Source organism: Synechococcus sp. R50.1 (assembly GCF_047462115.1).
Lineage (GTDB): Bacteria > Cyanobacteriota > Cyanobacteriia > Thermostichales > Thermostichaceae > Thermostichus.
On record NZ_JANSIN010000018.1, the window covers coordinates 1 to 23,828 of the forward strand.

At 55.6% G+C, this 23,828-nt stretch carries 22 protein-coding genes and 1 pseudogene; 14 read left to right on the top strand and 9 right to left on the bottom strand.

The features are described from left to right. Window positions 1-110: 110 nt before the first annotated feature. Together NW870_RS06340 and mutL are read right to left on the bottom strand one after the other, a co-directional pair. A complete protein-coding gene (locus NW870_RS06340; RefSeq protein WP_414374506.1) occupies window positions 111-971 on the bottom strand; it encodes a vitamin K epoxide reductase family protein in 861 nt (286 codons plus the stop codon). Window positions 972-1,007: 36 nt separating this feature from the next. After that, a complete protein-coding gene (gene mutL, locus NW870_RS06345; protein ID WP_414374507.1) occupies window positions 1,008-2,744 on the bottom strand; it encodes a DNA mismatch repair endonuclease MutL in 1,737 nt (578 codons plus the stop codon). Window positions 2,745-3,070: 326 nt separating this feature from the next. On the opposite strand from mutL, the gene NW870_RS06350 reads away from it, so the two are divergent. Further along, window positions 3,071-3,733 (top strand): DUF3386 domain-containing protein, encoded by a 663-nt coding sequence (locus tag NW870_RS06350; RefSeq protein ID WP_011431401.1) that lies wholly within the window; start codon window positions 3,071-3,073, stop codon window positions 3,731-3,733. 114 nt (window positions 3,734-3,847) lie between these two features. Here NW870_RS06350 and NW870_RS06355 read toward each other — a convergent pair. Beyond that, window positions 3,848-3,964 (bottom strand): annotated as a pseudogene (locus tag NW870_RS06355) (IS630 family transposase); the annotation flags it as partial. 11 nt (window positions 3,965-3,975) lie between these two features. Between NW870_RS06355 and NW870_RS06360 the strand changes: the two are divergent. Together NW870_RS06360 and NW870_RS06365 are read left to right on the top strand one after the other, a co-directional pair. Then, the gene (locus NW870_RS06360) at window positions 3,976-4,752 is read left to right on the top strand and encodes an SAM-dependent methyltransferase (protein WP_011431400.1); all 777 of its coding nucleotides are present in this window, start codon (window positions 3,976-3,978) and stop codon (window positions 4,750-4,752) included. Then, window positions 4,752-5,084: a cupin domain-containing protein gene (locus NW870_RS06365; RefSeq protein WP_011433845.1), complete on the top strand. Its 333-nt coding sequence runs from the start codon at window positions 4,752-4,754 to the stop codon at window positions 5,082-5,084. Before NW870_RS06360 ends, NW870_RS06365 begins: the two co-directional genes overlap by 1 nt. On the opposite strand, the gene NW870_RS06370 is transcribed toward NW870_RS06365, so the two are convergent. Continuing rightward, window positions 5,081-5,968, bottom strand: a complete 888-nt coding sequence (locus NW870_RS06370) for a TVP38/TMEM64 family protein (RefSeq protein ID WP_228375352.1) — start codon at window positions 5,966-5,968, stop codon at window positions 5,081-5,083. The genes NW870_RS06365 and NW870_RS06370 overlap by 4 nt on opposite strands. A gap of 133 nt (window positions 5,969-6,101) precedes the next feature. Here NW870_RS06370 and NW870_RS06375 point away from each other — a divergent pair, with 133 nt between their 5' ends. Then, the gene (locus NW870_RS06375) at window positions 6,102-6,776 is read left to right on the top strand and encodes a Fe2+-dependent dioxygenase (RefSeq protein WP_011431398.1); all 675 of its coding nucleotides are present in this window, start codon (window positions 6,102-6,104) and stop codon (window positions 6,774-6,776) included. Here the strand turns inward: NW870_RS06375 and NW870_RS06380 are convergent. Beyond that, window positions 6,773-8,146, bottom strand: a complete 1,374-nt coding sequence (locus NW870_RS06380) for a di-heme oxidoredictase family protein (RefSeq protein ID WP_011433844.1) — start codon at window positions 8,144-8,146, stop codon at window positions 6,773-6,775. The two genes, NW870_RS06375 and NW870_RS06380, sit on opposite strands and share 4 nt — an antisense overlap. Before the next feature lie 45 nt (window positions 8,147-8,191). Next, a complete protein-coding gene (locus NW870_RS06385; RefSeq protein ID WP_011433843.1) occupies window positions 8,192-9,424 on the bottom strand; it encodes an imelysin family protein in 1,233 nt (410 codons plus the stop codon). A 390-nt stretch (window positions 9,425-9,814) separates the two neighbouring features. Here NW870_RS06385 and NW870_RS06390 point away from each other — a divergent pair, with 390 nt between their 5' ends. The 9 genes from NW870_RS06390 (at window position 9,815) to pxcA (ending at window position 18,724) form a co-directional block, all read left to right on the top strand. Continuing rightward, on the top strand, window positions 9,815-10,849 hold the full coding sequence (locus NW870_RS06390) for a chlorophyll a/b binding light-harvesting protein (RefSeq protein ID WP_099812753.1): 1,035 nt from the start codon (window positions 9,815-9,817) through the stop codon (window positions 10,847-10,849). Window positions 10,850-10,922: 73 nt separating this feature from the next. Beyond that, window positions 10,923-11,432 (top strand): flavodoxin FldA, encoded by a 510-nt coding sequence (gene fldA, locus NW870_RS06395; RefSeq protein WP_414374508.1) that lies wholly within the window; start codon window positions 10,923-10,925, stop codon window positions 11,430-11,432. A 47-nt stretch (window positions 11,433-11,479) separates the two neighbouring features. Next, window positions 11,480-13,060: a chlorophyll a/b binding light-harvesting protein gene (locus NW870_RS06400; RefSeq protein WP_414374509.1), complete on the top strand. Its 1,581-nt coding sequence runs from the start codon at window positions 11,480-11,482 to the stop codon at window positions 13,058-13,060. A 189-nt stretch (window positions 13,061-13,249) separates the two neighbouring features. After that, window positions 13,250-14,041: an alpha/beta fold hydrolase gene (locus NW870_RS06405; protein ID WP_414374510.1), complete on the top strand. Its 792-nt coding sequence runs from the start codon at window positions 13,250-13,252 to the stop codon at window positions 14,039-14,041. A 194-nt stretch (window positions 14,042-14,235) separates the two neighbouring features. Next, window positions 14,236-14,661, top strand: coding sequence for a universal stress protein (locus NW870_RS06410; RefSeq protein WP_414374511.1), 426 nt, complete (start codon window positions 14,236-14,238; stop codon window positions 14,659-14,661). Window positions 14,662-14,944: 283 nt separating this feature from the next. Continuing rightward, the gene (locus NW870_RS06415; protein WP_414374512.1) at window positions 14,945-15,301 is read left to right on the top strand and encodes a ferredoxin-thioredoxin reductase catalytic domain-containing protein; all 357 of its coding nucleotides are present in this window, start codon (window positions 14,945-14,947) and stop codon (window positions 15,299-15,301) included. A 112-nt stretch (window positions 15,302-15,413) separates the two neighbouring features. Further along, window positions 15,414-15,530, top strand: a complete 117-nt coding sequence (locus NW870_RS06420; RefSeq protein WP_414374513.1) for a photosystem II reaction center X protein — start codon at window positions 15,414-15,416, stop codon at window positions 15,528-15,530. Window positions 15,531-15,757: 227 nt separating this feature from the next. Further along, entirely contained in the window at window positions 15,758-17,161 is a 1,404-nt protein-coding gene (locus tag NW870_RS06425; protein ID WP_011432449.1) for a glycosyltransferase, read from the top strand. A gap of 180 nt (window positions 17,162-17,341) precedes the next feature. After that, entirely contained in the window at window positions 17,342-18,724 is a 1,383-nt protein-coding gene (pxcA, locus tag NW870_RS06430; protein WP_414374515.1) for a proton extrusion protein PcxA, read from the top strand. Window positions 18,725-18,887: 163 nt separating this feature from the next. Here the strand turns inward: pxcA and NW870_RS06435 are convergent, their stop codons facing one another. Continuing rightward, window positions 18,888-19,478, bottom strand: coding sequence for a DUF721 domain-containing protein (locus NW870_RS06435; RefSeq protein WP_414374516.1), 591 nt, complete (start codon window positions 19,476-19,478; stop codon window positions 18,888-18,890). A 33-nt stretch (window positions 19,479-19,511) separates the two neighbouring features. Next, on the bottom strand, window positions 19,512-21,356 hold the full coding sequence (locus NW870_RS06440) for a mechanosensitive ion channel domain-containing protein (RefSeq protein ID WP_414374518.1): 1,845 nt from the start codon (window positions 21,354-21,356) through the stop codon (window positions 19,512-19,514). Between NW870_RS06440 and NW870_RS06445 the strand changes: the two genes are divergently transcribed. Beyond that, window positions 21,338-21,469, top strand: a complete 132-nt coding sequence (locus NW870_RS06445; protein ID WP_414343450.1) for a hypothetical protein — start codon at window positions 21,338-21,340, stop codon at window positions 21,467-21,469. The genes NW870_RS06440 and NW870_RS06445 overlap by 19 nt on opposite strands. On the opposite strand, the gene uvrB is transcribed toward NW870_RS06445, so the two are convergent. Beyond that, entirely contained in the window at window positions 21,466-23,553 is a 2,088-nt protein-coding gene (gene uvrB, locus NW870_RS06450) for an excinuclease ABC subunit UvrB (RefSeq protein WP_414374520.1), read from the bottom strand. The two genes, NW870_RS06445 and uvrB, sit on opposite strands and share 4 nt — an antisense overlap. Window positions 23,554-23,828: the final 275 nt, after the last annotated feature.

Consider the following 23,828-nt stretch of genomic DNA (forward strand, 5'->3'; position numbering starts at 1 on the left):
TGCTTTGCTTTGGCTACCATGTTGGCAGACTCGAAAGTAAACAGAAAGATCAACTGGTAGTAATCCGTACTGAACATGTTATTAAATTATTTTCAGTATAGTTGAGCTTATTATTGACTAGAGTCATGCTCTTCCAGCGGATAGCCAGAGGCCACTGCCAAGGCTTCCAGAGAGCGAACGCCTGTGTAGGTGCGGCCATTGATGATCCAGGTGGGATAGCTGGTGATCCCCGCTTCTGTACATTCTCGAGCCTGTGGAGTGCCGGGGCCGTTGGGGGAGCACTCCACGTAGGGCACTTGCTCAAAAGCCGATCCGAACAGCTCCTTTTGTTCTTGACAATGGGGGCACCAATAGGCCCCGTACATAGTGCCGCCGATCTGCCGCAGGTGGGCTGCTAACCCTACCGCCAGGGGGCTAGGCGGGGGAACTTGGTTGGCGTACACCCCAATCGTGGTCACCAATGTGAGAAAGGCCACCAGAATGTAGCTGAAGGCCAGCTTGCCCCCATCCAGCCAGCGGTGGCCCAGCATGGTCACCAGCCATAGCCCTGCCACCAAGATGATCGCGGTGGTGCAGTACATGCAGAATTGCCGTAGCACTGCCACCATCAGGTAAAGCATGTACATCTCAAAGGCGGTCATGGCGGAAACCAAGCCAAACAGGGCCGGCCAGCGCCACCGCTTCACCAGTGGGATCCCATCCGGCAGCACCGCCAGCGCCAAGACTCCCAGAAACCCCAGCAGGCCAACAGCCGCTGTCGGGATCCCCAAAAACTCTGCCCAACGACTGGAGAGCACCAGGTCACACCCCCCATCCCCCGTGCAGAAGGCAGCGGGCTGCTCCGTCAGCTTGGTGTAGGTGAGATAGGCCGTCAACAGGGATCCCAGGCCGGCCAAGATCGCCAAGATCAGACGGGAATGGCGCTGCAGCCAGGTCTCTTCTTGGGCTTTGAGTTTGAGATAAGAAGCCATGGAGTTTCAGGGGTTTCAGCAGTTGGACACCCCCGATTATAGTGGGGTGGAGCTGGGCTCGTCCGTGGGATCCGACGCAGAAGAGCGCACCTGGGCGGCAAACCTGTCTCCCAGCGGATCCAGCTCCCATAGGGATCCCAGTTTGGACTCGGAGATAGGCCGGTCACAGAGACCCCAACGGCGGCGGAAGTAGCGGGCCAGATCTTTTTCTGCCAAGGCCAGATACACTGGGCGGCCATGGGGACAAGTATGGGGGTTGGCGGTGCGCTGCCAGGCATCTAGCAACCGTTGCATCTGCTCTAGGGTGAGGGGGATCCCATTGGGCAAGGCCCCTCGACAGGCCACTGTTACCTGGGCTGCCTGCAAATCTTGACAACCACTGAGCTCCAGCAGGGATCCCTGCACCTCTTCTGGATCTTCCGACTCCAAAGCCAAAGGGAGGCGTCGAATGAGATGGGTATTGGGGCCGAAGGGTTCTGGCTCCAGCCCCAACTGCTCCAACCGCTCCAGGGCTTGGGGCGATAGTCCTTGCAGCGTTACGGGCGTCGCCGGTGCCACCAGTTGCCAATGCTGCTGGATGTACTCATAGCGAACTCGCTCGTGGGCCAGGTGTTGCTCCACCAGCCATAACCCCTGGGGGTGCTCCGCCAAGATGTAAGTCCGATGCAGTTGGGCCAGCGCCTTGAGGGGGGGCAGGAGAGAAGTTGGGCGGTCAGAGGGAGGAAAACGGCTCTGGAGATCGGGCGAGACTCGATAGACCACCTTGGCCTCGCTGGCCCGGATCAGATGCACAGAGCGGCGGCTGGCTTGCCCGGATCCCAATTGCAGAAGGGAGTGCAGGTGTTGGCGCAACTGCTCCTGGCGGGCCGTCAGATTCTCCAGGTAGAGCTCGCTTTTGGCAGGATGACGGTTCCAATCCACCTGCTCTGGGGGCAGGCGCAGGTGAACAACCACCAGTGGATGACGGTGGCGAGGCAACGCGTGGTGAAAAACCGACTGGATCAGCCGTTGCCAGTCGGGCATCTGCACAAACCGTCCGTTTACGGCCACACGGATCCAATCGGGGTGGGGGCGATGCAGGCGATCCGGCAGGCCCAGCACCACTTCCCAATCGCTATCCCCATCCTGGATCCGCCGATAGCGCAGATCCGTGGGATCCACCTGCGGCAACACCTGCAGCAGCAGATCTTGCAGAGATTTTCCCGGCCAGAGGCTGAGCAGCAATTGCCCTTCCTGATGCACCTGCCAACTGACCCAAGGATGGGCCAAGGCCGCATTCTGCACCAGCGTCAAGAGCGGGCGAGTCTGGGGCAGGGAGCAGCGGCGCAAGGGCCAATCGGCAAACAAATCCGCCACCGTCACCACCGTTCCCAAGGCAGTGGCTGCCGGCTGCTGGTGGGCCAGCTCCCCTTGGCGGTCGTAGGTGGCCAGCCAGCCGTGGGCATCGTCAGCGTGGCGGGTCTGAATGGTCAGGGATCCCAGCCGGGCCAGGCTGTGCAAGGCTTCGCCCCGAAACCCCAGGCTGCAACCGTCCAACTTGCTGGTGGTGTGGCGACGGGCCACCTGCTCCAGCTCCGAAGCGGGGATCCCTTGGCCGTTATCGGCCACCCGCACCTGCCAGCGGCTGGGCCAGATCTCCACCTGAATGCGGGTGGCCTGAGCATCGAGGGCATTTTCCAGCAATTCTCGCAGAGCAGCCCCCAGCGAGTCGATCACCTCTCCCGCGGCCATCTGGGCGATCCGCTCTGGGTTCAGGGGTTGGATTTTGGACATGGAGTGAGTTGAGAAAGCAGACTCTCTTCCTGCCAGCTTGTCGCCAAAAGGCCAACAGCGCCGAGCTTTAGCTTAGCTCTCTCCCTCTGTTGCCAGTGGACAGCGCCTTGCCAATGGTTTTCATTAACTTCAAGGCTCCCCTCAGGCCAAGTGAAGGATTGAGGTTCCGCCTTCCTGCCCATCGGTAACCGCCAAGAACTTCGAGAAACTTCGAGAAAAAGAGAGCTGAGCGGGTGGCCAGTCATAAGGAAACCTTAAAATCCCAAGGCCAGCCATCAGCCTCTACTAGGATTTAAATAGTAAAACTTCTCATTAAGGAGGAGATTATGGCAGCACAGCAAGCTCCGGCCCGAGAGCTATTCAAGGAGGCTTTTGAGAATCGCTACACCTGGGACAAAGACTTTCCTGGCTACCGAGCTGAGATAACCTACTTTCCCAAAGAAGGTGACAGCAGCCTCTCCTTCTCAGGAGTTGTGAGTATTGACCGCAACATGAAGATCGATGTTGCCGGCGTCGAGGACGAGGAGATCCGCCAGAAAATACGGGAACAGATGTGGGAAGTCATGGTGCATCGCGTTCGTCATTCCTTCGACGAGGAACACGGTGGCCACACCTTTGCCTATGGAGAGCCACAAAATTCAGACATCACTGAAGTTCTTGTTTCGGGCTTATCTTCTACCGATAGGTACTGGGTTCAGGGCAAGCACATTCAAATGGTACATCGCCATCTTGCCAATCGGACAATTACAGTCTCAGTTCAAGAGTTTTACGATACAGGTGAGGGCTACCTACCCACTCACTACACTGCTGAGTATTGTAGCCCAGGAACTGGAGAAAAAACTCAAGCAAAGATGATCTACGAAGATCGTTATCAAAAAATAGGTCGGTATTGGATTCTGGTTGAGAGAAGAATTTGGGAAGAGCAGGATGGCCAAAAAAGTTCATCCCCTCAACTTTTCCTCTTCTCTAATATTCGATTTTTCGAATAGCTGAGAAAAATAAGTTTTTCTTTGCGGCTGTGGGCATCTCTCATTATAGAAGGTGATGAGGTGCTCACAGCCAAGCTCAAAACAGATGGCCACAGGGTACAGCCTGTTAAGGACTCAAGGGGTACAATAGCAGCACTTAGCAAACCAACTTCGGAAGGAGGATGGATTGATCAGTAGTAAAGAAGTCTTCACTATCTGCTCCATGCTATATTTCCCAATTCTGCAAAGCTTTGGAGTTACCTATGTCTAAGCTGGACTTAAAAAATGCACCTGGACACCAGGTACTGGCTGCGGCAGGTAAAAAGGCACTTCGACCGGGGGGCTTTGGCGCTACCGAACGGCTCTTCAAGTTTGCCGAGTTCCGTCGAGGAGAAACTGTGCTGGAACTTGCCTCAGGCCTTGGCTACACGGCTATTCGATTGGCAAAGCGCTATGGCATACATGTTACCGGCATTGAGAAAAATCCAGATAACATTGCTCGCACTCGCGCTAATGTTTCTGCAGCAGGGCTAGCTGGCCAAGTTGAGATCCTCGAGGGCGATATCTTTCACCTAGATCAAATCGATCAGAAATTTGACTATGTCTTGGCGGAAGCTATTTTAACAATGCAGTCCGATGCAGGAAAATCTAAGATTTTGTCAGGGATTTACAATTGCCTCAAGCCAGGGGGTAAGTTCCTCAGCCATGAGCTGCGAGTTGAGGGATCCAACAGCGACGCTATCCGCAAGGAGTTATCCTCCGTAATCCATGTCAATGCCAATCCTTTATCTACTGACAGCTGGCTTGCAACTGTTCAGCAAGCAAATCTTACGGTTGTCCAGTATGCCACCGGCCCCTTAACTTTGCTCAATCCCGTTGCTATTGCTACAGAGGAAGGATTGCCGACGCTCTTAACTATGGTGTGGAATGTGCTTACACGTCCTGTAATCCGGCAGCGGATCTTATCTATGAAGCAAATCTTTAGCCGATATCGAAATAACCTAGGCTACATCATACTGATTGCCAAGAAGGAGGCTTAATGATGTCTCTTGTCTCCCCTGAGTCACCTTTTTTGCAGCTCAAAGATCACATTGCTTATTCTGTGGAAGGAGTTCTCAGCAAGATCATTTGGAAAAGTGAAGTCTGCCAACATACTCTTTTCTGTATGGCGGGAGGCACAAGTATTTCCGAGCATACCTCCACAAGGGACGCTACTCTCCACGTCATTGAAGGAACTGGAGTCTTAACCCTTGCAGGTGAGAAGATCTCTCTATCTCCGGGCATATTTGTCTTAATTTCGGCAAATGTTCCCCATGAGTTAGAAGCCACTGCTGACCTTGCTTTTGTTCTGACTTTATCAAAGGCAAGTTAAGAACGCCGCCTTTTACTCAGCCAGCCGCTTAACATCGCCAAAGCAAACATTCCCAGCAAAGCAAAGCCCAGCAGCCACCTTCCCTGCTCTAGGATCCCTGCCCCCAGAGCCACTACTGGGGGTGTAGAGACGGCAATGCCCAAAGCTAGGGCGAGAAGAAAGTTCTGCCATTTTATTTGGGTTAGGCCGGCGGCGTAGGCGACAAAGTCGAATAGGCCCGTCATTAAAAAACCAGCTGTAAGAAAAATATTGTTTTCCAGATAGTTAGCTGAAAGGGCATCGACTTTGTACATCCATTGTCGCCCAACTACTCGCTGTACTAGGTCTCTACCAAACTTTCTGGCTAGGTAGAAGTTAAGTGTACAAGAGATAAAATCAGCAATTGCAATGTAAAGGATTCCCGATCCAAATCCAAAGAGGGCTCCTGCCAAGATGGAGTAAAGGGTGCTGGGTATGGCAGGAATAATAATACTCAGGGAGCGTAATCCAATCAGGGCAAGGGGTGCCCAGGGGCCTAGTTTTGCTATAAATTCTCGAGTTGCCTCTGGATCTAAGCGACGGGCCAGCAAGATGGCAGCTAACAGGACAACAAGCAACAACAGCAGTGAGAGGATGTCTTTCCTTTTTCTGGAATTGATTTTGCTGCTAGAGGACAAATCCTCTGAGGGGGTAGGGGACGATCCTACTGACTCGCCATCTGCTGACTTGTCAAAGGTAGTGCCGGGCGGATAATAGAGTTCATCCTTCAGGATCCAACCTGTTTTCTGTTGCAGATAGGCATGTGTGCTCAAGCCCAGACGCTTTGCCTCGGTGGCAACAGCCTTGTAGTCTAAGCCCAATAGCTCGCAGAGCTCTTTTTGTCGAATACCAGAAGGTGGCTGCATAGGGCAAAAGATCTCTACTTTCTCTGCTAGATGCTTAAGGTTTCCGAGGGATGCTCGAAGTAGGCATGATTTTCATAAGGCTTGTTTTGCTAGTGTAGAAGGTGTCATGTATTTTGCTTTTTAGAGGTTGATAATGATCTTGTGTATTGGCGATGTTCTTAGTTTAGCAGAATTGCAACAGATTCTGTCCCTCATAGCCGATGCTGAATTTGTGGATGGTGCTCTGACGGCAGGCTGGAATGCCAGGCTTGTCAAAAACAATAGGCAAATGCCAAAGGGATCCCTTCAGCAACGGAAGATAGAGGAGATTATCTTGGCAGCTCTAGAGCGTAATTTGTTGTTCCAGATGGCTGCCCGGCCCAAGCTCATTCATTCCATTTTAATTAGCTGCTACGAAGCGGGAATGTCCTATGGCACTCATACCGACGATGCGCTGATGCTCGATCGGCATCAGCTGATGCGCACGGATATTTCCTTTACGCTATTTCTAAGTGCCCCTGAAGACTATGATGGCGGTGAGCTGAAGATCGAGAGTAGCGAGGGGGAGCAAGCCTACAAGCTGCCGGCGGGTGCTTTGATCCTCTATCCTGCTTCCACCTTGCACCGAGTTGAGCCTGTAACCCGTGGGATCCGCTATGCTGCCGTCAGTTGGGTTCAAAGCCTAATTAGGGATCCGCAAGAACGCGAGATCCTCTTTGATTTACAGACTGTGCGGCAGCAGATGTTTCAGGAATCGGGCAAGACACGCCACTTTGATTTGATCTCCAAAGTTTACGCGAACCTGCTGCGGAAATGGGCAGAGCTCTAGAGGGATCGAAGAAAATAGAGCAGGGCTTCTCTGTCTTCAGCAGCCATATTTTTAAAGATCTCGCGGGAGCGTTCAGCTTCTCCCCCATGCCAGAGAATGGCCTCCTCGAGGCTGCGGGCGCGGCCATCGTGCAAATAGCCGGAGGAGGGCAGAACTGTCTGCGACAAGCCGATGCCCCACAAAGGGGGGGTGCGCCATTCTCGGCCCGTGGCCTCGAAGTCAGCGCGGCCATCTGCTAGTCCTTCGCCCATGTCATGCAACAGCAAATCGGTGTAGGGGTGGATGACTTGGTTGGCCAGGGCAGGGATCTCATGAATGCCGGTTTGTAGCTCTGGTCGGTGACACTTGGCGCATTGGGCTTGGACGAAGAGCTTTTCCCCTCGCTGAACTTGGGGATCCTGCCAAAGGGCGCGGCCAGGCACGGCCAGGGTTTGCACGTAAACGGTTGTCGCTTGGAGAGTGGCCTCGTCGATATCTTGGCTGCCATCCGCGGCCGGAAAAAGAGGATTCGTGACACCCATGTCGTTGGCGTAGGCGGCCGCAGTTTGTTGCCTGAGGTTGGGGGTATTGGCTTTCCAACCAAACCGTCCCAGCACCAGACGCTGCTGCTCTTGATCCCAAACCAAGTTGGGGCGGCCAGAGATGCCATCCCCATCGGCGTCGTCAGGATCGGCTGCTGCCAGGATCCTAGAAGCGGGAACGGCCTCCAGTAGGCCCGCTCCAAACACCGGCTGGGGGATCCGCAGGGAGATGAGGACAGGATCGATGGGCGATCCCTCCAGAGTTAACAGCTTTACAACAGGAGAACGCAGCCTGTAGGGAGTTCCGTCGGCGTACTCTCTGGTCTGCTCTACCCAGTGCAACTCCACCTTGGCCTCTGGCCGATAGCCCCGAACGGCCTTTTCTTGAACCTGCGTGCCGATGCCGGCCACAGGGGGAGTGTTGCTATGAGGAGCAATGGCCTCCCATCCAAAAGGCTGGGGATCCCCGCTTCTATCCAGGGATCCAACCTGGCTGACTCTGACGACCCGCTGCCCCTTGTCAGGAAAACCTCGGCCGTTTTTAACATGACAACCGGCGCAGGAGTTGTTGTTGAACAGAGGCCCAAGGCCGGGGTTAACAGGCGCCGGAGCGGTGACGAAGCGAGCCTCAAAGGCGATGTCCCCCAGGGCATGCAACCTGGCCCAGCGGGGATCCAAGTTGGGAGCCGGCTGCTCGTAGGCTGTTGAGGTGCGGTTCCAAAGGGTTGTTTCGCCACCCGCTCGAGGGGGCAATGGCTGGGATCCCTCTGGGGCAGCGGGGAAAGCCAGAAAGCTCGCCGCCCAAAGAGAGGCCAATCCCAGCATGAAAATCTGGAGAAGACGACGCATCGGCTATCAAAATATCGGCAACTCAGCTCTTTTGGGACTTTCTTACTACTGCAGGAGCGGCACAACTTCCTGAGCAAAGCTGTCGAAAGCGTCTTCAATTTTTTCCATAGCGGCAGTAATAGATCCACGGGCATTGGCATCGCAAAGGCTTTTTTCGATAGGGGCAGGGATCCCCTGGAGAGCCGCCGCCGCTGCTTGTAACTCCGACTGAATTTGACTATCCAAATTGGGATTGATGTCCCGGACAAATTGGCTCAGGCCACGACCTTTTCTATCTCTAAATCCGCCCAAGTAAGCATACTGAACGCTGCGCACATTGGCCTGGAACTCCGGCAGCGAATGGTGGGCAAAGCGACTTTCCAGCAGAAAAGGATTTTGCTGGGCGAAGGCTTCGCCAATTTTGACCTTGCCCAGCTCGTCCAACATGCCGAGAATACCTTGGGCTATTTCTTCAGCAGCAGCTTGCAGCGTGAGATAACTCTTGCTGCCCTCGCCGGCTTTTACCCATTCTTCGCGAAAAGCAGGCAGCCCTTGCACTCCCTCTGTCCAGCTTTTGAGCAGCTTTGCCGCCGTATCCGCCAAAACTGGGCCAAGGGCAGCCAAGTACTCCCGATCCCGCTCGGTAAAGTCTTGCAAAGACTTGTTGTTATCCACGCCAAAGAGCAAGAAGGCCACGGCATGAAATCCCTTTTGCCCGCTTTCCAACTCGGCCACGGTCTCTGGAGTGAGGGGATCGCCGCTGTTGAGAACTTCCAGCACCTCCACCTCGTTCAGGGGCCATTCGTCCAAATCCGCATCCAGCCCCAAATAAGCCGCCGGCCCAAAGGCAAAAGCCTCGCTCTCCTCCCAAGTGATGCGGGCAACAGACCAAGCCTGGCGAGCCGCTTGCAAAGTCTGGGCATTGGGATCTTGCACGAAGGCCTGGATGGCCTGAGACAGGGCCTGGGTATCGGCGACCAACTGCTCATAGGCAGGGATCACCACCTGATCGGCAAAGTCGAGCAAAATCTGCCGATCCTGAAACCGCTGCTCAGGAGAGAGCACAACGGCTGGCCGGCGAGAGCCTGCCCCTTCTTCCCCACCCTCGCCGCCGCCATCCACCGGGATAGGCCGACACTCCGGGTTCATTTGAGCTGCCTGCTGAGGCGAAGCCTGGCTCAGGGCCGGTGGATCCCCGCCGCCCGCAGCCGAGGGATCCTTTTGGGTTTCCCCGCAAGCGGCCCCGCTGACCAGAACATAAAGCCCTATCCCCGTCCACAGCTTCAGATACCTCGACATCTCCTCCGACTCCTTTGCCCTCGACTTGGCCAACTTTGGCTTGATTGTAATCCAGCTATTGCGACTCAATCTTAAGAAGGGAGAGATTTTTATCACCGGCTGCCACCGGATCGCCCGGCTCGTCCCTCTGCGGGCCAGCTTCCATCTGCAGCTTCCCCAGGTGGGGCTATGGGCGGATACAAGTCCGACTCTTAACAAAACTTAACTCTAAAGACATTGATATTTGTTTGCAAGAAGCCTAGAGTAGGTCACAGCTCGCTGTTGAGATTTACTCTCAACAGTTGGTTACGTGTCTCGAAAGGATGTGTCCGTGCGGCCAGAGGCGGGCCTGGGGCAAGGTCTCTGGCCTTTTCCTAGAAAAGCTTGTTTAGAAACGCAAGAGGAGCGGAGATGACAGCGACGACACTCAAGCAAGAAGGGGGATCTAGCTCGCAACAACAGATCCCGTGGTGGGCGGGCAACGCCCGTTTGACCGATCTTTCTGGCCGGCTGCTGGGGGCGCATGTGGCCCATGCCGGGCTGATCGTTCTCTGGGCAGGGGCGATGACCCTGATCGAGTTGGCCAAGTTTGACCCCAGCCGACCGATGTATGAGCAGGGGCTGATTCTCTTGCCCCACCTGGCCAGCTTGGGGCTGGGGGTGGGATCCGGCGGGGAAGTCCTGGATACGGATATCTACTTTGCGGTGGGAGCGATCCACCTCATCAGCTCTGCCTTTTTGGGGTTTGGCGGCATTTTTCATGCCCTGCGCGGGCCGGCGGTGCTGGATCCCAAAGCCTTTCCCCTGTTTAGCTACGACTGGCAAGACAAAAACAAGATGACCACCATCCTAGGGATCCACCTGGTGCTGCTGGGATTGGGAGCCTGGCTTTTGGTGCTCAAGGCAGTGGTGTTTGGCGGCTTGTTCGACCCGGTGGCAGGAGAGGTGCGCCTGGTGTCTCCCAACTGGAACCCCTTTGGCCACCTGTTGGGCATAGAAGGGCGCCACTGGATCGCCGGGGTGGACACTTTAGAAGACGTGGTGGGCGGCCACCTCTGGCTGGGCTTGCTCCTGGTGTCAGGTGGGGTTTGGCATATCGCGACCAAGCCTTTTGCCTGGGCAGAACGGATTTTTATCTGGTCTGGGGAAGCTTATCTTTCCTACAGCTTGGGAGCTTTGGCCTTGATGGGATTTATTGCCGCCTATTTCGTTGCCGTTAACCCAGTGGTCTATCCCGAAGTTTTCTATGGGCCGCTGCTGCAGGTGGGCTTGGATCGCTATCCCTTCTTTGAGCAAGGGGGAGCTCTCACATCTAGGGTTTGGCTGGCCAATGCCCATTTTTGGCTGGCCTTTTTCTTCCTTCAGGGCCACCTTTTCCATGCCCTGAAAGCCCGAGGATTCAATTTCCGTACCGGCAGAGTAGAGCTCGCTGCACAGCAGGCCTAACGGCACGCTGAAGGCATTGACTATCTAGCCATCTGATTTTGAGCTTCGCACTTGCAGTTTCGAGGTAGGAGCAATGGCAAAAATAGGTCTATTTTTCGGCACTCAAACCGGAAATACCGAAAGAGCTGCCGAGATGATTCAAAAAGAGCTGGGCGAAGACAATGTAGATTTAATTGACATTGCCGAGGCCAGCATTGAGGACTTTGAGAAGTACGACTACTTAATCATCGGCTGTCCAACTTGGAATATTGGGGAGCTTCAGGCTGATTGGGATGGTTTTTTCCCAAATTTGGATGAGATCGATTTTTCCGGTAAGACGGTAGCCTACTTTGGAGTTGGGGATCAGTTGGGCTATCCCGACAACTTTCAAGATGCCATGGGGATCCTGGCCGAAAAAATTGCCGAGCGTGGCGGCAAAAATGTCGGCTCCTGGCCTACAGAAGGCTACGAGTTCAACGAGTCTAAGGGAGTGGTTGACGGTGAGTTTGTCGGCCTTGCTCTGGACGAAGATAACCAACCAGAGCTGACGGAAAAACGAATTAAAGAGTGGACGGCTAAACTAAAAACGCTCTTCAATCTGTAATTCAAACCCGGCTTCTTAACTTGTCATTGATACTGTGGGAGTTTGTCATGACCGGCGCAGTTCTATCTTCATCGCCTACTTCTGCTGAGGGATCCCCTCAGGTCAGTTGGTTGGCAGGGAATGCTCGTTTGCTCAACCTATCCGGAAAGCTGCTGGGGGCCCACGTGGCCCATGCGGGGCTGATCATGCTGTGGGCCGGCGGCATGACCTTGTTCGAGGTGGCCCACTGGGATCCAAATCAACCTATGTACAGCCAGGGGCTGATTTTGTTGCCCCATCTGGCCAGCTTGGGCATCGGCGTCAACGCAGAAGGGGTGGTTACGGATCCCTATCCCTTTTTTGTCGTGGGCGTTCTGCACCTAATTGCCTCGGCAGTGCTGGGGGCAGGAGGGATCTTCCATGCCCTTTTGGGACCAGAGGTGCTGAGCAAGGGGAAAACCTTTGCCGAGTTTTTCGGCTACGACTGGGAAGATGACGACAAGATGACCACCATCCTCGGCATCCACCTGCTGCTGCTGGGGCTGGGTGCATGGCTGCTGGTGGCCAAGGCTCTCTTTTGGGGAGGGCTGTACGATGCCAACCTGGGCCGCGTGCGGATCGTTGCGGATCCCACCCTCAATCCGCTGCGGATCTTCGCCTACTTGACGCCGCTGATGGGTCAGCAGGGCATGGCCGCCGTGGACAACCTGGAAGACCTGGTGGGGGGACACATCTACGTGGGCCTGCTCTGCGTGCTGGGGGGATGGTGGCACATAGCCACGCGCCCCTTTGCCTGGGCCAAGCAAGTCTTGATCTACTCGGGCGAAGCCTACCTCTCCTACAGCCTGGGGGCCCTGGCTTACATGGGCATCTTGGCGGCCTATTTTGTCAGCGTCAATGAGATCGCCTACCCTGCGGCTTTTTACGGGCCGCTGGGGCTGGCCGCTGACGAAAGGGGAATTGTAAGCAGCCGTACCTGGTTGGCTACAGCCCACTTTGTCTTGGGGATCCTGTTTTTGGCGGGGCACATCTGGCATGCCATCCGGGCGCGGGCGGCGGCCAGCGGCTTTGACTTCCAGCGCGGGGGCTGGGTGCGAGCCACAGATCCCCAGGTGGGCAACTTGGACACGCCGGTAAACCAGGGCGATCTCACCCTGCTGCTGCTGCAAAACCTGCCCATCTACCGGGAGGGCTTGTCGCCTTTCCTGCGCGGTTTGGAGATCGGCATGGCCCATGGGTACTTCCTGGTGGGGCCGTTTTACAAGTTGAGTCCGCTGCGGAATTCGGAGCAAGCCCTGACGGCAGGTACGCTGGCGGCCATTGGTCTGGTGCTGATCCTAACGGTTTGTCTTTCGATCTATGGACGAGTCTCTTTTCCGCGCTCGCGGCTGGTGGCGGTGGTGAACACCCCCTATGGAGAGGTGGCCTATCCGACGCCGGGAGTGCAACTGATGGCGGAATCGCAGGGATCCCCTCAGCCGGTGCGAGTACCGGCAGGATCGGAGGACTTGCCCGAAAACTTGCGCACCCGTGCCGGCTGGAGCCAGTTGGCGGGAGGGTTTCTGGTGGGCGGCGTTGGCGGTGCCCTGTTTGCCTACATGCTCCTGAACAGTGCGGACGTGTTGGCCCAGATTTTGCCTGGGCTGTGAATGAGGTTTGAGGCTCCCTGGTTCGGGGATCTGCAGAAAGGAGAGGGGTATTGTCCCCTCTCCTCTATCCAGATCGGCTCGGATCCTTTGGGCCGCATTTTCCAATGGCAATTGCACTGTTCACAATTGCATGGTTCAACCGCACTTTGCCGGTTGGTTTCTGGCTACTGGACTTTGTAGATCTTTTGTTTGGCTAGCAGCCTTGATGGTTTTAACAGTCGAGATGGAATAGCGAATATGAGTTTAAGCTCCGCTTCTGCGCTCGCTTTTGAGGCCCTGTATCTGGGCATTTCTCCCAGTCTCAAGCTCTTTGATCAGCCTTTATTAGGATCCCTGGGGAAATGCTTTCGGATAGCCTACTGGGAGTACCACCAAACCCAGGATGAGCCTTGTAGCCTGGAGACTGTAATCACGCTGCTATACGAATATCTCAAAGCTTGGGATCGACCCGTTCATCTTATCGGCCACGGCTTGAGCGGGGTGGCCGCTTATCTTTTTGCCTGCCGTTACCCACAGCGGGTACAGTCTCTGACCTTGCTGGCCGTGGGAGGTTGGCCTGCTACCACTTGGCATGCCCATTTCTATGTGCAGCGAAAAATCTTTTGCTGGAGTCGGGAACAACTCTTGGTGCGTATAGCCCAGAGCCTTCTACCTACTTCAGAACAGTGGCGAGCACGCTCACTCTCCTATGCTCTGGCTAAAGATTTGGATACTTCTCCCATACCTCACTCCCTATTTCAGGTGATAGCGATTCCAGCCCAGAAAGTGTCGGTGCCGATGTTGGTTTGCGCCAGCAAGGATGACCCCATTGTGGATCCTGCTTCGCTCGAGAAGTGGAGAAACCACCTAAAGCCAGGGGATCAAATGTGGTTTTGCCCTGGGGGGCGACACTTTTTTCATTATTCTTTTCCAAGTTTGGTCAATCTGAAAATAATGGATTTTTGGCAGGAATTGCGTAAACTTCAGCCCAGCATGGCTTAGGGCGGCTGGACTTTCGCGGGATGATAGAATGGCTACTCATCCAAACAGCAGAGGAGCTCCGTTTGCAGCTAGGGCGAAGCAGCCCAGGTGGAGCCCCTGACAACAGGAAAACGGGCAGGGGTGGAATGAGGCCATTGAGCTCCCGGTAAAATTGATAGAATAGGGCAAGCCCCCAACTTGGATAGGGAATGGGCTTGACCGCGGAATCCGCGACTATGTTCGACAAGCTGCTCTTTCCCATCGACAACTCGCGTGAGACCAGCCACGCCTTGCCCTTGGTGGCAGACATAGCGCAGCGCTACAAAAGTCAGGTGTACTTGCTCTCTGTACTGGATGCCGCGGAGCTGGACGCGGAGAGGGCGGAACAAGCTCGGCAAAACATCCACAACCTGCTCAAGCAAACGGAGTCTGGCCTGCATCAAATCGGCCTCAACAGCGTCAAGAGTGAGTATCGAGAGGGAAAGGTGCCTTTTGTCATCTGTGATGTGGCAGACGAGCTGGAGATTAGCCTAATTGTAATGGGATCCCGCGGCCTCACCCTCTCCGGAGAGGGGCAGAATAACTCTGTCAGCCACCGCGTGATCGATCTTGCCCCCTGCCCGGTGTTGGTCGTGCCCTGAGGAGAGGGATCCCATTAACGGTATTCTCTGGAGTACGCCAAGGCCAGCTCTTGTTAAGGCGCTTGGGTGTTGCCTTGTGTAACAGCAAGGGCGTAATCTTTTGTCTTGCCCGGAGGTCTGCAGTACAACGAAGAGCGAGATACAGCTTTTCCCGACGTTGTGGGGGGTCTCAGTAGGATCCCGACCCTGCAGACGTTTGTGCTGGCTTCAGGAAGTGTCCCTGGAAAAAGCTGTGGGCCCCATTGCTAGCAACAGCCGGTTAGTTCCACTTTTGGGAATCGTCATGGAAAGTCGTGGTTACAACAAGTCTTCACAGAAGAGCTTTGAGTTGATGCGGCATTTCGCAGAAACCTACGCCAAACGCTCCGAGACCTTTTTCTGCTCGGATCCGTCAATTACAACGGCGGTGATCGAGGGCTTGGCTCTGCACAAAGAGCAGTTGGGCGCCCCGCTGTGTCCCTGTCGTTTTTACGAAGACAAAGAGGCGGAAGCAAAAGCAGGCTATTGGAATTGCCCCTGTGTACCCATGCGGGAGCGAAAAGAATGTCACTGTATGCTGTTTTTGACGCCGGATAACCCCTTTGCCGGCACCAGCCAGACCTTACAAGAGGTGCCTCTGGAATACCAAACCACCAAATGACAGCGCCTGGCAGAGGTCGGGAAACAGAGGCAGGCTTTGGAAAGGTGACAGGGCTCGGTATAATCGGAAAGCTGTTGGGCAACGGTTATTTGCACGAGGAGGAAACGCTCTTATGACTCCCTCACTTGCTAACTTCCTCTGGAGCTTGGTGGCCGGTGCAGTTGTGCTGGGGACTCTCTTTGGTGCCATCATCTTGGTCAGCCAAAGGGATAAAGTGCGTCGTCGCTGAGATCCCTGCTCGTCGGCACCTGCCCGCCGATGCTTCGCTTTTCCCTGTACCGCGGTCGCCGGGTGGGGGGAGACTCGGGTGCTGAGATGTGGCTGCGGTACACAATTGCCGGAGTGCTTCACCCCTGTTGTCAAGAACCCAGCCGGGTTGGGTGACCAGCAGAGCATCCATAGCACCTTATGATCAAAAGCTGAATCTAGCGACACCCTGGGGCTCCCTTGCCGGCATTGACCCACCCCTTGTATTACTGGCGGCAAAAAAACCGCTACTACCACGAGGATCTGGAGCGGCTGCATCGCTTTTTTGTCCCTGCCGGTTTGCGCATCTTGGAGATTGGTTCCGGCACGGGATCCCTGCTCAATGCCTTGCAGCCCAGCTTCGGGGTGGGGATCGACCGGGATGCGGACATTGTTGCCCAAGCTCAGGCAGAGTTTCCCCATCTCCATTTCCGGGTGCAAGATGCCCACACGCTGGACAAAGGGGATCCCGTCTTGGCGGAGCCTTTTGATGTGATCTTGCTCGTCAATACCCTGGGCTACCTGGCCGACATCCAGCAGGTTCTCCAGCAGTTGCGCCGCTTCTGTACCCCACGCACCCGCCTGATCCTCTCCCACCACAACCCGCTCTGGGAGCCGATTCTGGGCTTGGCAACCGCTCTCAAGCAACGGATGCCTCTGCCGGCAGCCAACTGGTTATCGGCAGCCGATGTGGCCAACCTGCTGCACTTGGCAGGATACGAGGTCATTCAGCAGGGCAAGCGGCTGTTGTTGCCGCGGCGGATCCCGTTCCTTTCGACTGTGATCAACCGGGTGATTGCCCCATTGCCCGGGATCAACGCCCTCTGCCTGACAGAGTACACGATCGCTCGCCTGCAGCCCGACCCTGCCTGGGATCCCCCCCCTGAGCAGCAGCCTTCCTGCACGGTGGTGATTCCGGCTCGGAACGAAGCGGGCAACATTCGCCGCTGTGTGGAACATTTGCCCGAGATGGGATCCCGCACCGAGATCATTTTTGTGGAGGGGCATTCCAGCGACGGGACTTGGGCCGAGATCCAGCGGGTACAGGCGGAATACCAAGGGATCCGCAATATCCGGGCTCTGCGGCAGGAGGGCAAGGGCAAGGGGGATGCGGTGCGCAAGGGGCTAGCCGCCGCTACAGGGGATGTGTTGATCATCCTCGATGCCGATTTGACGGTACAGGCAGAGGACATGCCCAAGTTTTTCCGGGCTGTGGCTTCTGGGCGGTGCGACTTTGCCAATGGCTGTCGCCTTATCTACCCCCTGAAACCGGAGGCAATGCCTCGGCTGAACCAATGGGCCAATCGTTTTTTTGCCGCTCTCCTCTCCTATATTCTCGGCATCCGCATCAAAGATTCCCTCTGTGGCACCAAGGCCCTGTGGCGGGAGGATTACCAGCAGATTGCCAAGCTGTGCCAAGAGTGGGGGGATTTCGACCCGTTTGGAGATTTTGACCTGTTGCTGGGATCCGCCAAGCGCACCCTGAAGATCCTGGATATCCCCGTGCGCTATTTCCCCAGAACCTATGGTCGCTCCAACATTCACCATGTGCGAGAGGGGCTGCGGCTGCTGCAGATCTGTGGCTTTGCCCTCAAGCGCTTTAAGGGATACTGAAGTTTGCTCTGACCCAAAGGTGCCGGTCTGTACTTCTGTCGAGGCAGGGCCAGTCTCTGCAAGTACTTCTCCACCGTTGGGATTCCCGCCTAGGCACCCAGGACTCGTTACAATAATTAGTCAATCGGATCACTGTAATGTGTGGATCGGCCCCCATGGGGAGTGCCACGGGAACGAGCAATGGGAGAATCCGTATTGAGCAGGCTGGGCCAATGGATCTCGAATACCCCCCTGCGCTCCCTTGACCAAGCTTATGAGGCTGCCCTGCGCATTAAAGCCATCGAGGATCAATACTTCCAGGGAGGATCCATCGGCAGCAACGGGCAACATGGCCAGAATGTCAGCCGCTACTTTCAAATTCAACTGCGCCGGCAACTGCGCCAGATCGATCTGCGTTTGGCAGAGTTCAGAGCCAGCAGCGCCCTTTCTCGCCTGCCGGATCCCGAGCAAAATGGCAGTGGCCCTGTTTCTGCCCAAGATAAAGATCAAGAACGCCATGCCGCTGAGGTCGATGCTCCTGAAAGCAACGGCGAAAACCCTGAGAATGGTCGCCAAAGACGAGATCTTTCCATCTTGGAGAAACTGCAGTTTATCGATCAGGTGACTTCTCGATACAAACGCCCGACCAGAAAATCCCAGCCCATCTCTGCTTCAATTTCCACTTCACCTGAGCCTCTCGAACGGCCAGAACAACCTACCTCAACTGAACCCAGTTCTTCTAATGTCTCTGTCAAGGCAGGCTCCGGCAATGGCGCTGCCCCGGTCGCTTCCAAAGCTGCGATTCTGCCCCGTTCTATTCTGCGCACGGCCAGCCAAATCCGCCGTGAGCTGAGTTCCCAGGCCGAGGAGGAACTGATCCAAGAGTATCGGGAGGCTCGCATTCGCACACTGGTATCGATTCGTTTTCTGTTGTTGTTGGCCGTTTTGCCTCTGCTCACCCAGATCCTCTCGAAAAACTTTCTGTTTGGGCCATTGGTGGATCACTTCCAACAACGGGAGCCTGCCATTGTGGCTCTAAGCCACGAATTCCAAGAAAAAGCCCTGTCAGAGTTCGAGTTTTTCAAGGAAAGAATAGAATTTGAGCGAGCTTTGCACCATCAACCCCCAGAGTGGGATCTGGAATCAGAAGAGCAACTGTCCATGAAGGCAGAGGAACTGCTGAAAAAATATAGCCGTAGGAACTCGGAAGGATTGAAGAATATCCTTGCTGATTTGCTTTCGCTGCTGGTGTTTGGCTGGCTTATCTTTATTGGGCGTGAGGAAATCGAAGTCCTCAAGTCTTTTTTGGATCGTCTGATCTACGGCCTCAGCGACAGTGCCAAGGCTTTCATTATCATTCTTTTTACCGATGTGTTTGTCGGTTATCACTCACCCCACGGCTGGGAGGTGCTGCTGAGTAATTTGGCTGCTCATTTGGGGGTACCGGAGAACCGCGATTTTATCTACGGCTTTATTGCTACTTTTCCGGTTTTTCTGGATACACTTTTTAAGTATTGGATCTTCCGCTATTTAAACCGTGTATCGCCGTCTTCGGTGGCCACCTATCGGGCTATGAACGATTAAGGGTTCGCAGTTGCATTTCAAACTGGGTTGAGACGCTTCCCAAGCGCTCCTTGCCGCTGCCGTAACCATCCACAACCTCTCTCAGAGGAAGAAAGAAGTTGGGGATCGACCTGACGAATCGTTTGATTGCCATTTGAAGCAACCGTAATTCGAGTTTCCTGAGTTAGCTGGGCGGGCGCAAGGATTGTCGATGGCAGAACCCACAGACAAACCAACGCTCCAATTCGGCGGCAGGGGTGGGACAGCGGCAGGCGGGGCAGGGGAACAGGTTTTGCTGGGTTTGTTGTTGCTTCACCACTCTGGCCCAGCGCTCGAAAGCCACTTTCGGGTCGGAGGTGGGCTGTTTTGGATTGGGGCTGCGACAGGATCCAGGGCGTTGTCCATCTTGGTCTGCTAGGCGGGGAGCGCCATAAAACTTGCTGGTCAGCTCCGCATCAGGATGGGGGGCAGCCGGGCTGGATCCCTTGTGCCAGGCACCAGAGCTGAAGCGGATATCGCTGAGGGGAGATTGTAGCCGGCTGTTGAGTTTCCTGAGAATGATCTGGCGTTGCAAGGTTAAGTTTTGTGCCCAGGCCGGGGTAGAGGTGGCCACCTGCAGCACCTGTCGGCGCAGGCTGAGAGGATAGGTTTGGGCGGCTACGGCCTCTCCGACGAGTTCGGGCCAGAGCTGCCGCAGGGTTTGCATTTGCTTCAGTTCAGCCCAACGGGGATGGCTGCCAAAGCTTCCCAGTACCTCATCTAACCGCTGCAACATGGTGTCGATAGGGTGTCAATGGCAGGCAATAGCTTAGGAAACACCATTTTGGTCTTCCGGCGATTGAGCCGCTTCTTTGAGGGCAGAGTGAATGGAGTCGGTATCGGGCAAAGAAGGGGATCCGCCATTTTGACTGAGGGGGGCAAATCCCTCTAGGCTGCGGATATGAATATCTTGTTGCGGGAAGGGGATGCGGATCCCACGTCGCCGAAACTCAGCCTCGATCAGGAAGTTTAGCTCGCTGATCAAGACAAACTGATCTTGAGGACGGTTGATCCACACCAGCAGCTCAAAGTTAAGTGCAGAAGGGCCAAAGGACTTGAGCCAGACTTGGGGGGCAGGGCTGCTCAACACCCGAGCATTTTCTCTGGCGGCGCTGAGCAGAGCTTCGGTAACCAAGGCGGTATCGGAGCCGTAGGCCACGCCCACAGGAATGTGGATGCGACAGCGGGGATCCCGGTAGCTCCAGTTCACCACCTTTGATTCGGTAAAGCGGGAGTTGGGCACGATCACAAAGATGCGATCCAGGGTGCGCAAGACGGTAGCCCGTGGCCCAATGCGCTCCACCGTGCCGAGCAAGTTGTCCACTTCCACCAGATCCCCGATTTGGATGGGGCGCTCCAGCAAAATGGCAATGTAGCTGATGTAGTTGTTGGAGAGGTTTTGCAAACCAAAACCGATCCCCAAACCCACTGCCCCGGCAATAACCGCCAAGGAGCCCAGATTAAGGCCGCTGAAGGGCAAGACCAGAAGGATGCCGAACAGGGTCAGGATGTACTTGAAGATGGCCGCCGAAGACTCTTGGGTGCCCAGATCCAGCCCCAGGCGTGCCAAAAAGCGCTGCTTGAAGCCAACACTGACGTAGTGGGCGCCGGTGAAAACCAAGATGGAGAGGACGAGGAAGACCAGCAAGCTGGCAATCGAAACGCTGGAGTTGGGCAGAGGCTGGGTGAGAACGCCCAGAGCCGTGGCGACCACACGACCCAGGCCCAGGTAAAAGGAGCGCTGAAACGGTCGTAGGGCAGGGATGAAGCTGATACCGCGATCCAGCGAGATGCCGGCGATGAGGATTGCCCCCACGCCCCGCAGCAGCATCCCACCCACATCGATCCAGGTGCCCCAGGTCTCTCCGGCCTTAAGCTCCAACCAGCGTTGCAGACGGGTTAAGCTGCGGTCGAACAGCCGCCAGAGAAAGAACCCCACCACCAGGGTGGCGATCCCTGCCAAAAGGGTCAGAACCAGCACGCGCGGATCCTGGGCCCGCTGCAGAGCCAGCAGATCTTCGCGGTAATCGGCAATCGCTTGCTCCAACCGCCGCGCCCAACTGTTAGCCACCAGACGCACGTCATTCAGGTTCACCTGACCCGGTGCCACCCTGCGCTCTGCGGCAGCATCGGCATAGGTGACGGTAAACAAATACCGTTGTGTGCGCTCAAAGCGGCCTCTTTCCCCCAGGCGTAAGATGTATTGCCCATTGGCATCCTGGGCCACCCGTACCTCTGGCTCCGGCAACTGGCCTTCTTCCAGAAAGCGCTCGATGATCGCCCGAACGTTGTCGGCCCGCACATCGCTGGGGTAGTCTGCCGTCTGCAGGCGGAACACCGGTATGTTCCCGACGAGCACTTCTGTGCCCTCTTGGCCGGTCAAAGGGATCCCGATTGGGCTGGGGGCTGGGGCAGGGGATCCCTCAGGAGTTGGCGCTTCAGCCGGTGTGGGTCGGGGATCGGCCAGGAAAAAGTTGGGATCCCGAAATTCAAGGGCTTGAGCCAAGGGGATCCCTGAGGGGGCAGAGGCGACGGCAGGGGTGAGCCAGAGACCTATCCCCACCGTCAGCCCAACCCAAAGAGCTGCTCGCTTAAGTGGGACGGAGTCCTGCATGGCCGGTTTGGTACGAACGCCTATCGATCAATTGGGGATCCCTGGTGCTGCCCCGCAAGCTCATGGTGGCACAAGCCGACCTCAATTTTGGCCGATCTGAGCAAGGATTTTAGGTGCCCTGAGAATGGCCCAGAAGGCGTTGACGCAGCTTTTTGATTCTATCTCGCAGCTCGGCGGCTTCCTCAAATTCTAGGTTTTTGGCGGCCTCTTTCATCTTCAGTTCCAGTTGGCCGATCAGCTCCGGAATCTCGGAGAGAGGGATCTCTTGCGCAGCTTGAAAGGCTTTTTCCAGATCTGGGTTGCTGAGTTTGCGGGAGATGGCCAAAAAAGACAAGATGGCATTGCTGTTTTTCTTGACAATGGGCTTGGGCGTGATGTTGTGTTGGCGGTTGTATTGCAATTGAATTTCGCGGCGACGCTGGGTTTCGGCAATGGCCCGGGCCATGCTGCCGGTCATGGTGTCGGCGTACATCACCACCATACCGCGGACATTCCGCGCTGCCCGCCCGATCATCTGAATCAGGGAGCGCTCTGCTCGCAAAAACCCTTCTTTGTCAGCATCCAAAATGGCCACCAAAGAGACTTCTGGCAAGTCCAACCCTTCCCGGAGCAAGTTGACCCCCACCAACACGTCAAAGGCCCCTTCTCGAAAGTCTTGTAGGATTTCAATTCGCTCAATCGAGGTGATCTCGGAATGCAAATAGCGAACTCGGATCCCTCGCTCCTGGAGATATTCTGTGAGATCTTCTGCCATCCGTTTGGTGAGGGTGGTCACGATCACCCGTTCGGCAGATCCCTGCTGAGAGCGCTCCAATCGCAAATAAATTTCTCCCAGCAAATCGTCCACTTGCCCAGCCGTGGGGCGCACATGCACCTCAGGATCCACCACGCCGGTGGGCCGAATTACCTGTTCGACAACCCGACCGCTGCCGGGCACATAGAACTTCAGGGTCTTGCCATCTTCCACCAGGGTTTCAAATTGGGCCTCGCTCTGCTCTAGTTCCCAGTTGCCGGGAGTAGCCGAAACAAAGATACACTGATGAACTTTGGCCCAAAACTCTTCGGCTTTGAGGGGGCGATTGTCGAGGGCGCTGGGCAGGCGAAAACCATGATCTACCAGCACCTGCTTGCGGGCACGGTCGCCATTGTACATGCCGCGAATTTGGGGCACGGTCACGTGGGATTCATCCACCACCAGCAGCCAATCGTTGGCCTTGAAATAATCCACCAAGCAGGCGGGGGGCTCTCCTGCTTTGCGTCCCGTTAAATGTCTAGAGTAGTTTTCGATCCCATTGCAATAGCCCACCTCTCGCAGCATTTCTAGGTCGTAGCGGGTGCGCTGTTCTAGGCGTTGGGCTTCCAGGAGCTTGCCTTCTTTGCGAAAGAGGGCCAGTTGCTCTTCCAGTTCTTGCTCGATATTGAGGATCGCCCGCTCCAATTGTGCTTCCGGCGTTACAAAGTGCCGAGCAGGATAAACTCTGAGGGCGCTGAGGCTGTTCAAAATCTCACCTGTAACCGGATCAATTAAGCGAATGGCCTCGATCTCATCGCCAAAAAATTCGATGCGAATGACCCGATCCTCATAGGCCGGCACAATTTCCAGCACATCCCCTTTGAGGCGAAATCGCCCCCGCACCAGCTCCAGGTCATTGCGCTCGTACTGGATGCTGGCCAGATCCCGCAAGACATCCCGTTGGTTGATCTCCTGGCCGACTTTGAAGGGGATGGAAGCCTTCAGGTACTCCTCTGGCATGCCCAGACCATAGATGCAGCTCACCGAGGCCACCACAATCACATCCCGCCGTTCAAACAAAGAGCGGGTAGCCGAGTGCCGCAACATATCGATTTCATCGTTGATGGAAGAAGATTTGGCAATGTATGTATCGGTGCTGGGAACATAGGCTTCCGGTTGATAGTAGTCGTAATAGCTGATGAAGTATTCAACGGCATTGTGAGGAAAAAGCTCCCGCAGCTCATTGCACAGTTGTGCTGCCAAAGTCTTATTGTGGGCCATCACTAAGGTGGGCCTGCCCACCTGCTGAATGGTATGGGCGATGGTAAACGTTTTGCCGGTTCCGGTTGCCCCCAGCAAGGTTTGGAAACGATGGCCTTCTGAAATTGACTTCACCAAGCCGGCAATTGCCTTAGGTTGATCTCCGGTGGGTTGATAGGGAGAAACCAGTTGAAACTCTGACATGGGTTTGACTTTCGGATGGGCCTAGATAGCTGCCGGGCTGGTCAAGGCAGGGCTGATCTGCACGTTGGTTTGGAATGGTGGTGCGGATCACAAAGGCTTGTGGGGTGCCTCTAAACTTGGCCGCCTGCCTAAACTTGGCCGCCTGCTCAGCGGTGGGCTCCAGCTGGCACACCAGGGTTAGCCTCTGTTCCATGGTAAGGTTTTATCATGCAGGACTGAGGGCAGCGCTTCTTCACTAGGCCTGTTCATGCCAGCAGTGCAGAGCAGTAGAGCCT

Excerpts from the sequence above, each read along its gene's own strand:
- NW870_RS06340 (WP_414374506.1), bottom strand. The coding sequence starts at position 971 with ATGGCTTCTTATCTCAAACTCAAAGCCCAAGAAGAGACCTGGCTGCAG.
- mutL (WP_414374507.1), bottom strand. The coding sequence starts at position 2,744 with ATGTCCAAAATCCAACCCCTGAACCCAGAGCGGATCGCCCAGATGGCC.
- NW870_RS06350 (WP_011431401.1), top strand. The coding sequence starts at position 3,071 with ATGGCAGCACAGCAAGCTCCGGCCCGAGAGCTATTCAAGGAGGCTTTT.
- NW870_RS06360 (WP_011431400.1), top strand. The coding sequence starts at position 3,976 with ATGTCTAAGCTGGACTTAAAAAATGCACCTGGACACCAGGTACTGGCT.
- NW870_RS06365 (WP_011433845.1), top strand. The coding sequence starts at position 4,752 with ATGATGTCTCTTGTCTCCCCTGAGTCACCTTTTTTGCAGCTCAAAGAT.
- NW870_RS06370 (WP_228375352.1), bottom strand. The coding sequence starts at position 5,968 with ATGCAGCCACCTTCTGGTATTCGACAAAAAGAGCTCTGCGAGCTATTG.
- NW870_RS06375 (WP_011431398.1), top strand. The coding sequence starts at position 6,102 with ATGATCTTGTGTATTGGCGATGTTCTTAGTTTAGCAGAATTGCAACAG.
- NW870_RS06380 (WP_011433844.1), bottom strand. The coding sequence starts at position 8,146 with ATGCGTCGTCTTCTCCAGATTTTCATGCTGGGATTGGCCTCTCTTTGG.
- NW870_RS06385 (WP_011433843.1), bottom strand. The coding sequence starts at position 9,424 with ATGTCGAGGTATCTGAAGCTGTGGACGGGGATAGGGCTTTATGTTCTG.
- NW870_RS06390 (WP_099812753.1), top strand. The coding sequence starts at position 9,815 with ATGACAGCGACGACACTCAAGCAAGAAGGGGGATCTAGCTCGCAACAA.
- fldA (WP_414374508.1), top strand. The coding sequence starts at position 10,923 with ATGGCAAAAATAGGTCTATTTTTCGGCACTCAAACCGGAAATACCGAA.
- NW870_RS06400 (WP_414374509.1), top strand. The coding sequence starts at position 11,480 with ATGACCGGCGCAGTTCTATCTTCATCGCCTACTTCTGCTGAGGGATCC.
- NW870_RS06415 (WP_414374512.1), top strand. The coding sequence starts at position 14,945 with ATGGAAAGTCGTGGTTACAACAAGTCTTCACAGAAGAGCTTTGAGTTG.
- NW870_RS06420 (WP_414374513.1), top strand. The coding sequence starts at position 15,414 with ATGACTCCCTCACTTGCTAACTTCCTCTGGAGCTTGGTGGCCGGTGCA.
- pxcA (WP_414374515.1), top strand. The coding sequence starts at position 17,342 with ATGGGAGAATCCGTATTGAGCAGGCTGGGCCAATGGATCTCGAATACC.
- NW870_RS06435 (WP_414374516.1), bottom strand. The coding sequence starts at position 19,478 with ATGTTGCAGCGGTTAGATGAGGTACTGGGAAGCTTTGGCAGCCATCCC.
- NW870_RS06440 (WP_414374518.1), bottom strand. The coding sequence starts at position 21,356 with ATGCAGGACTCCGTCCCACTTAAGCGAGCAGCTCTTTGGGTTGGGCTG.
- uvrB (WP_414374520.1), bottom strand. The coding sequence starts at position 23,553 with ATGTCAGAGTTTCAACTGGTTTCTCCCTATCAACCCACCGGAGATCAA.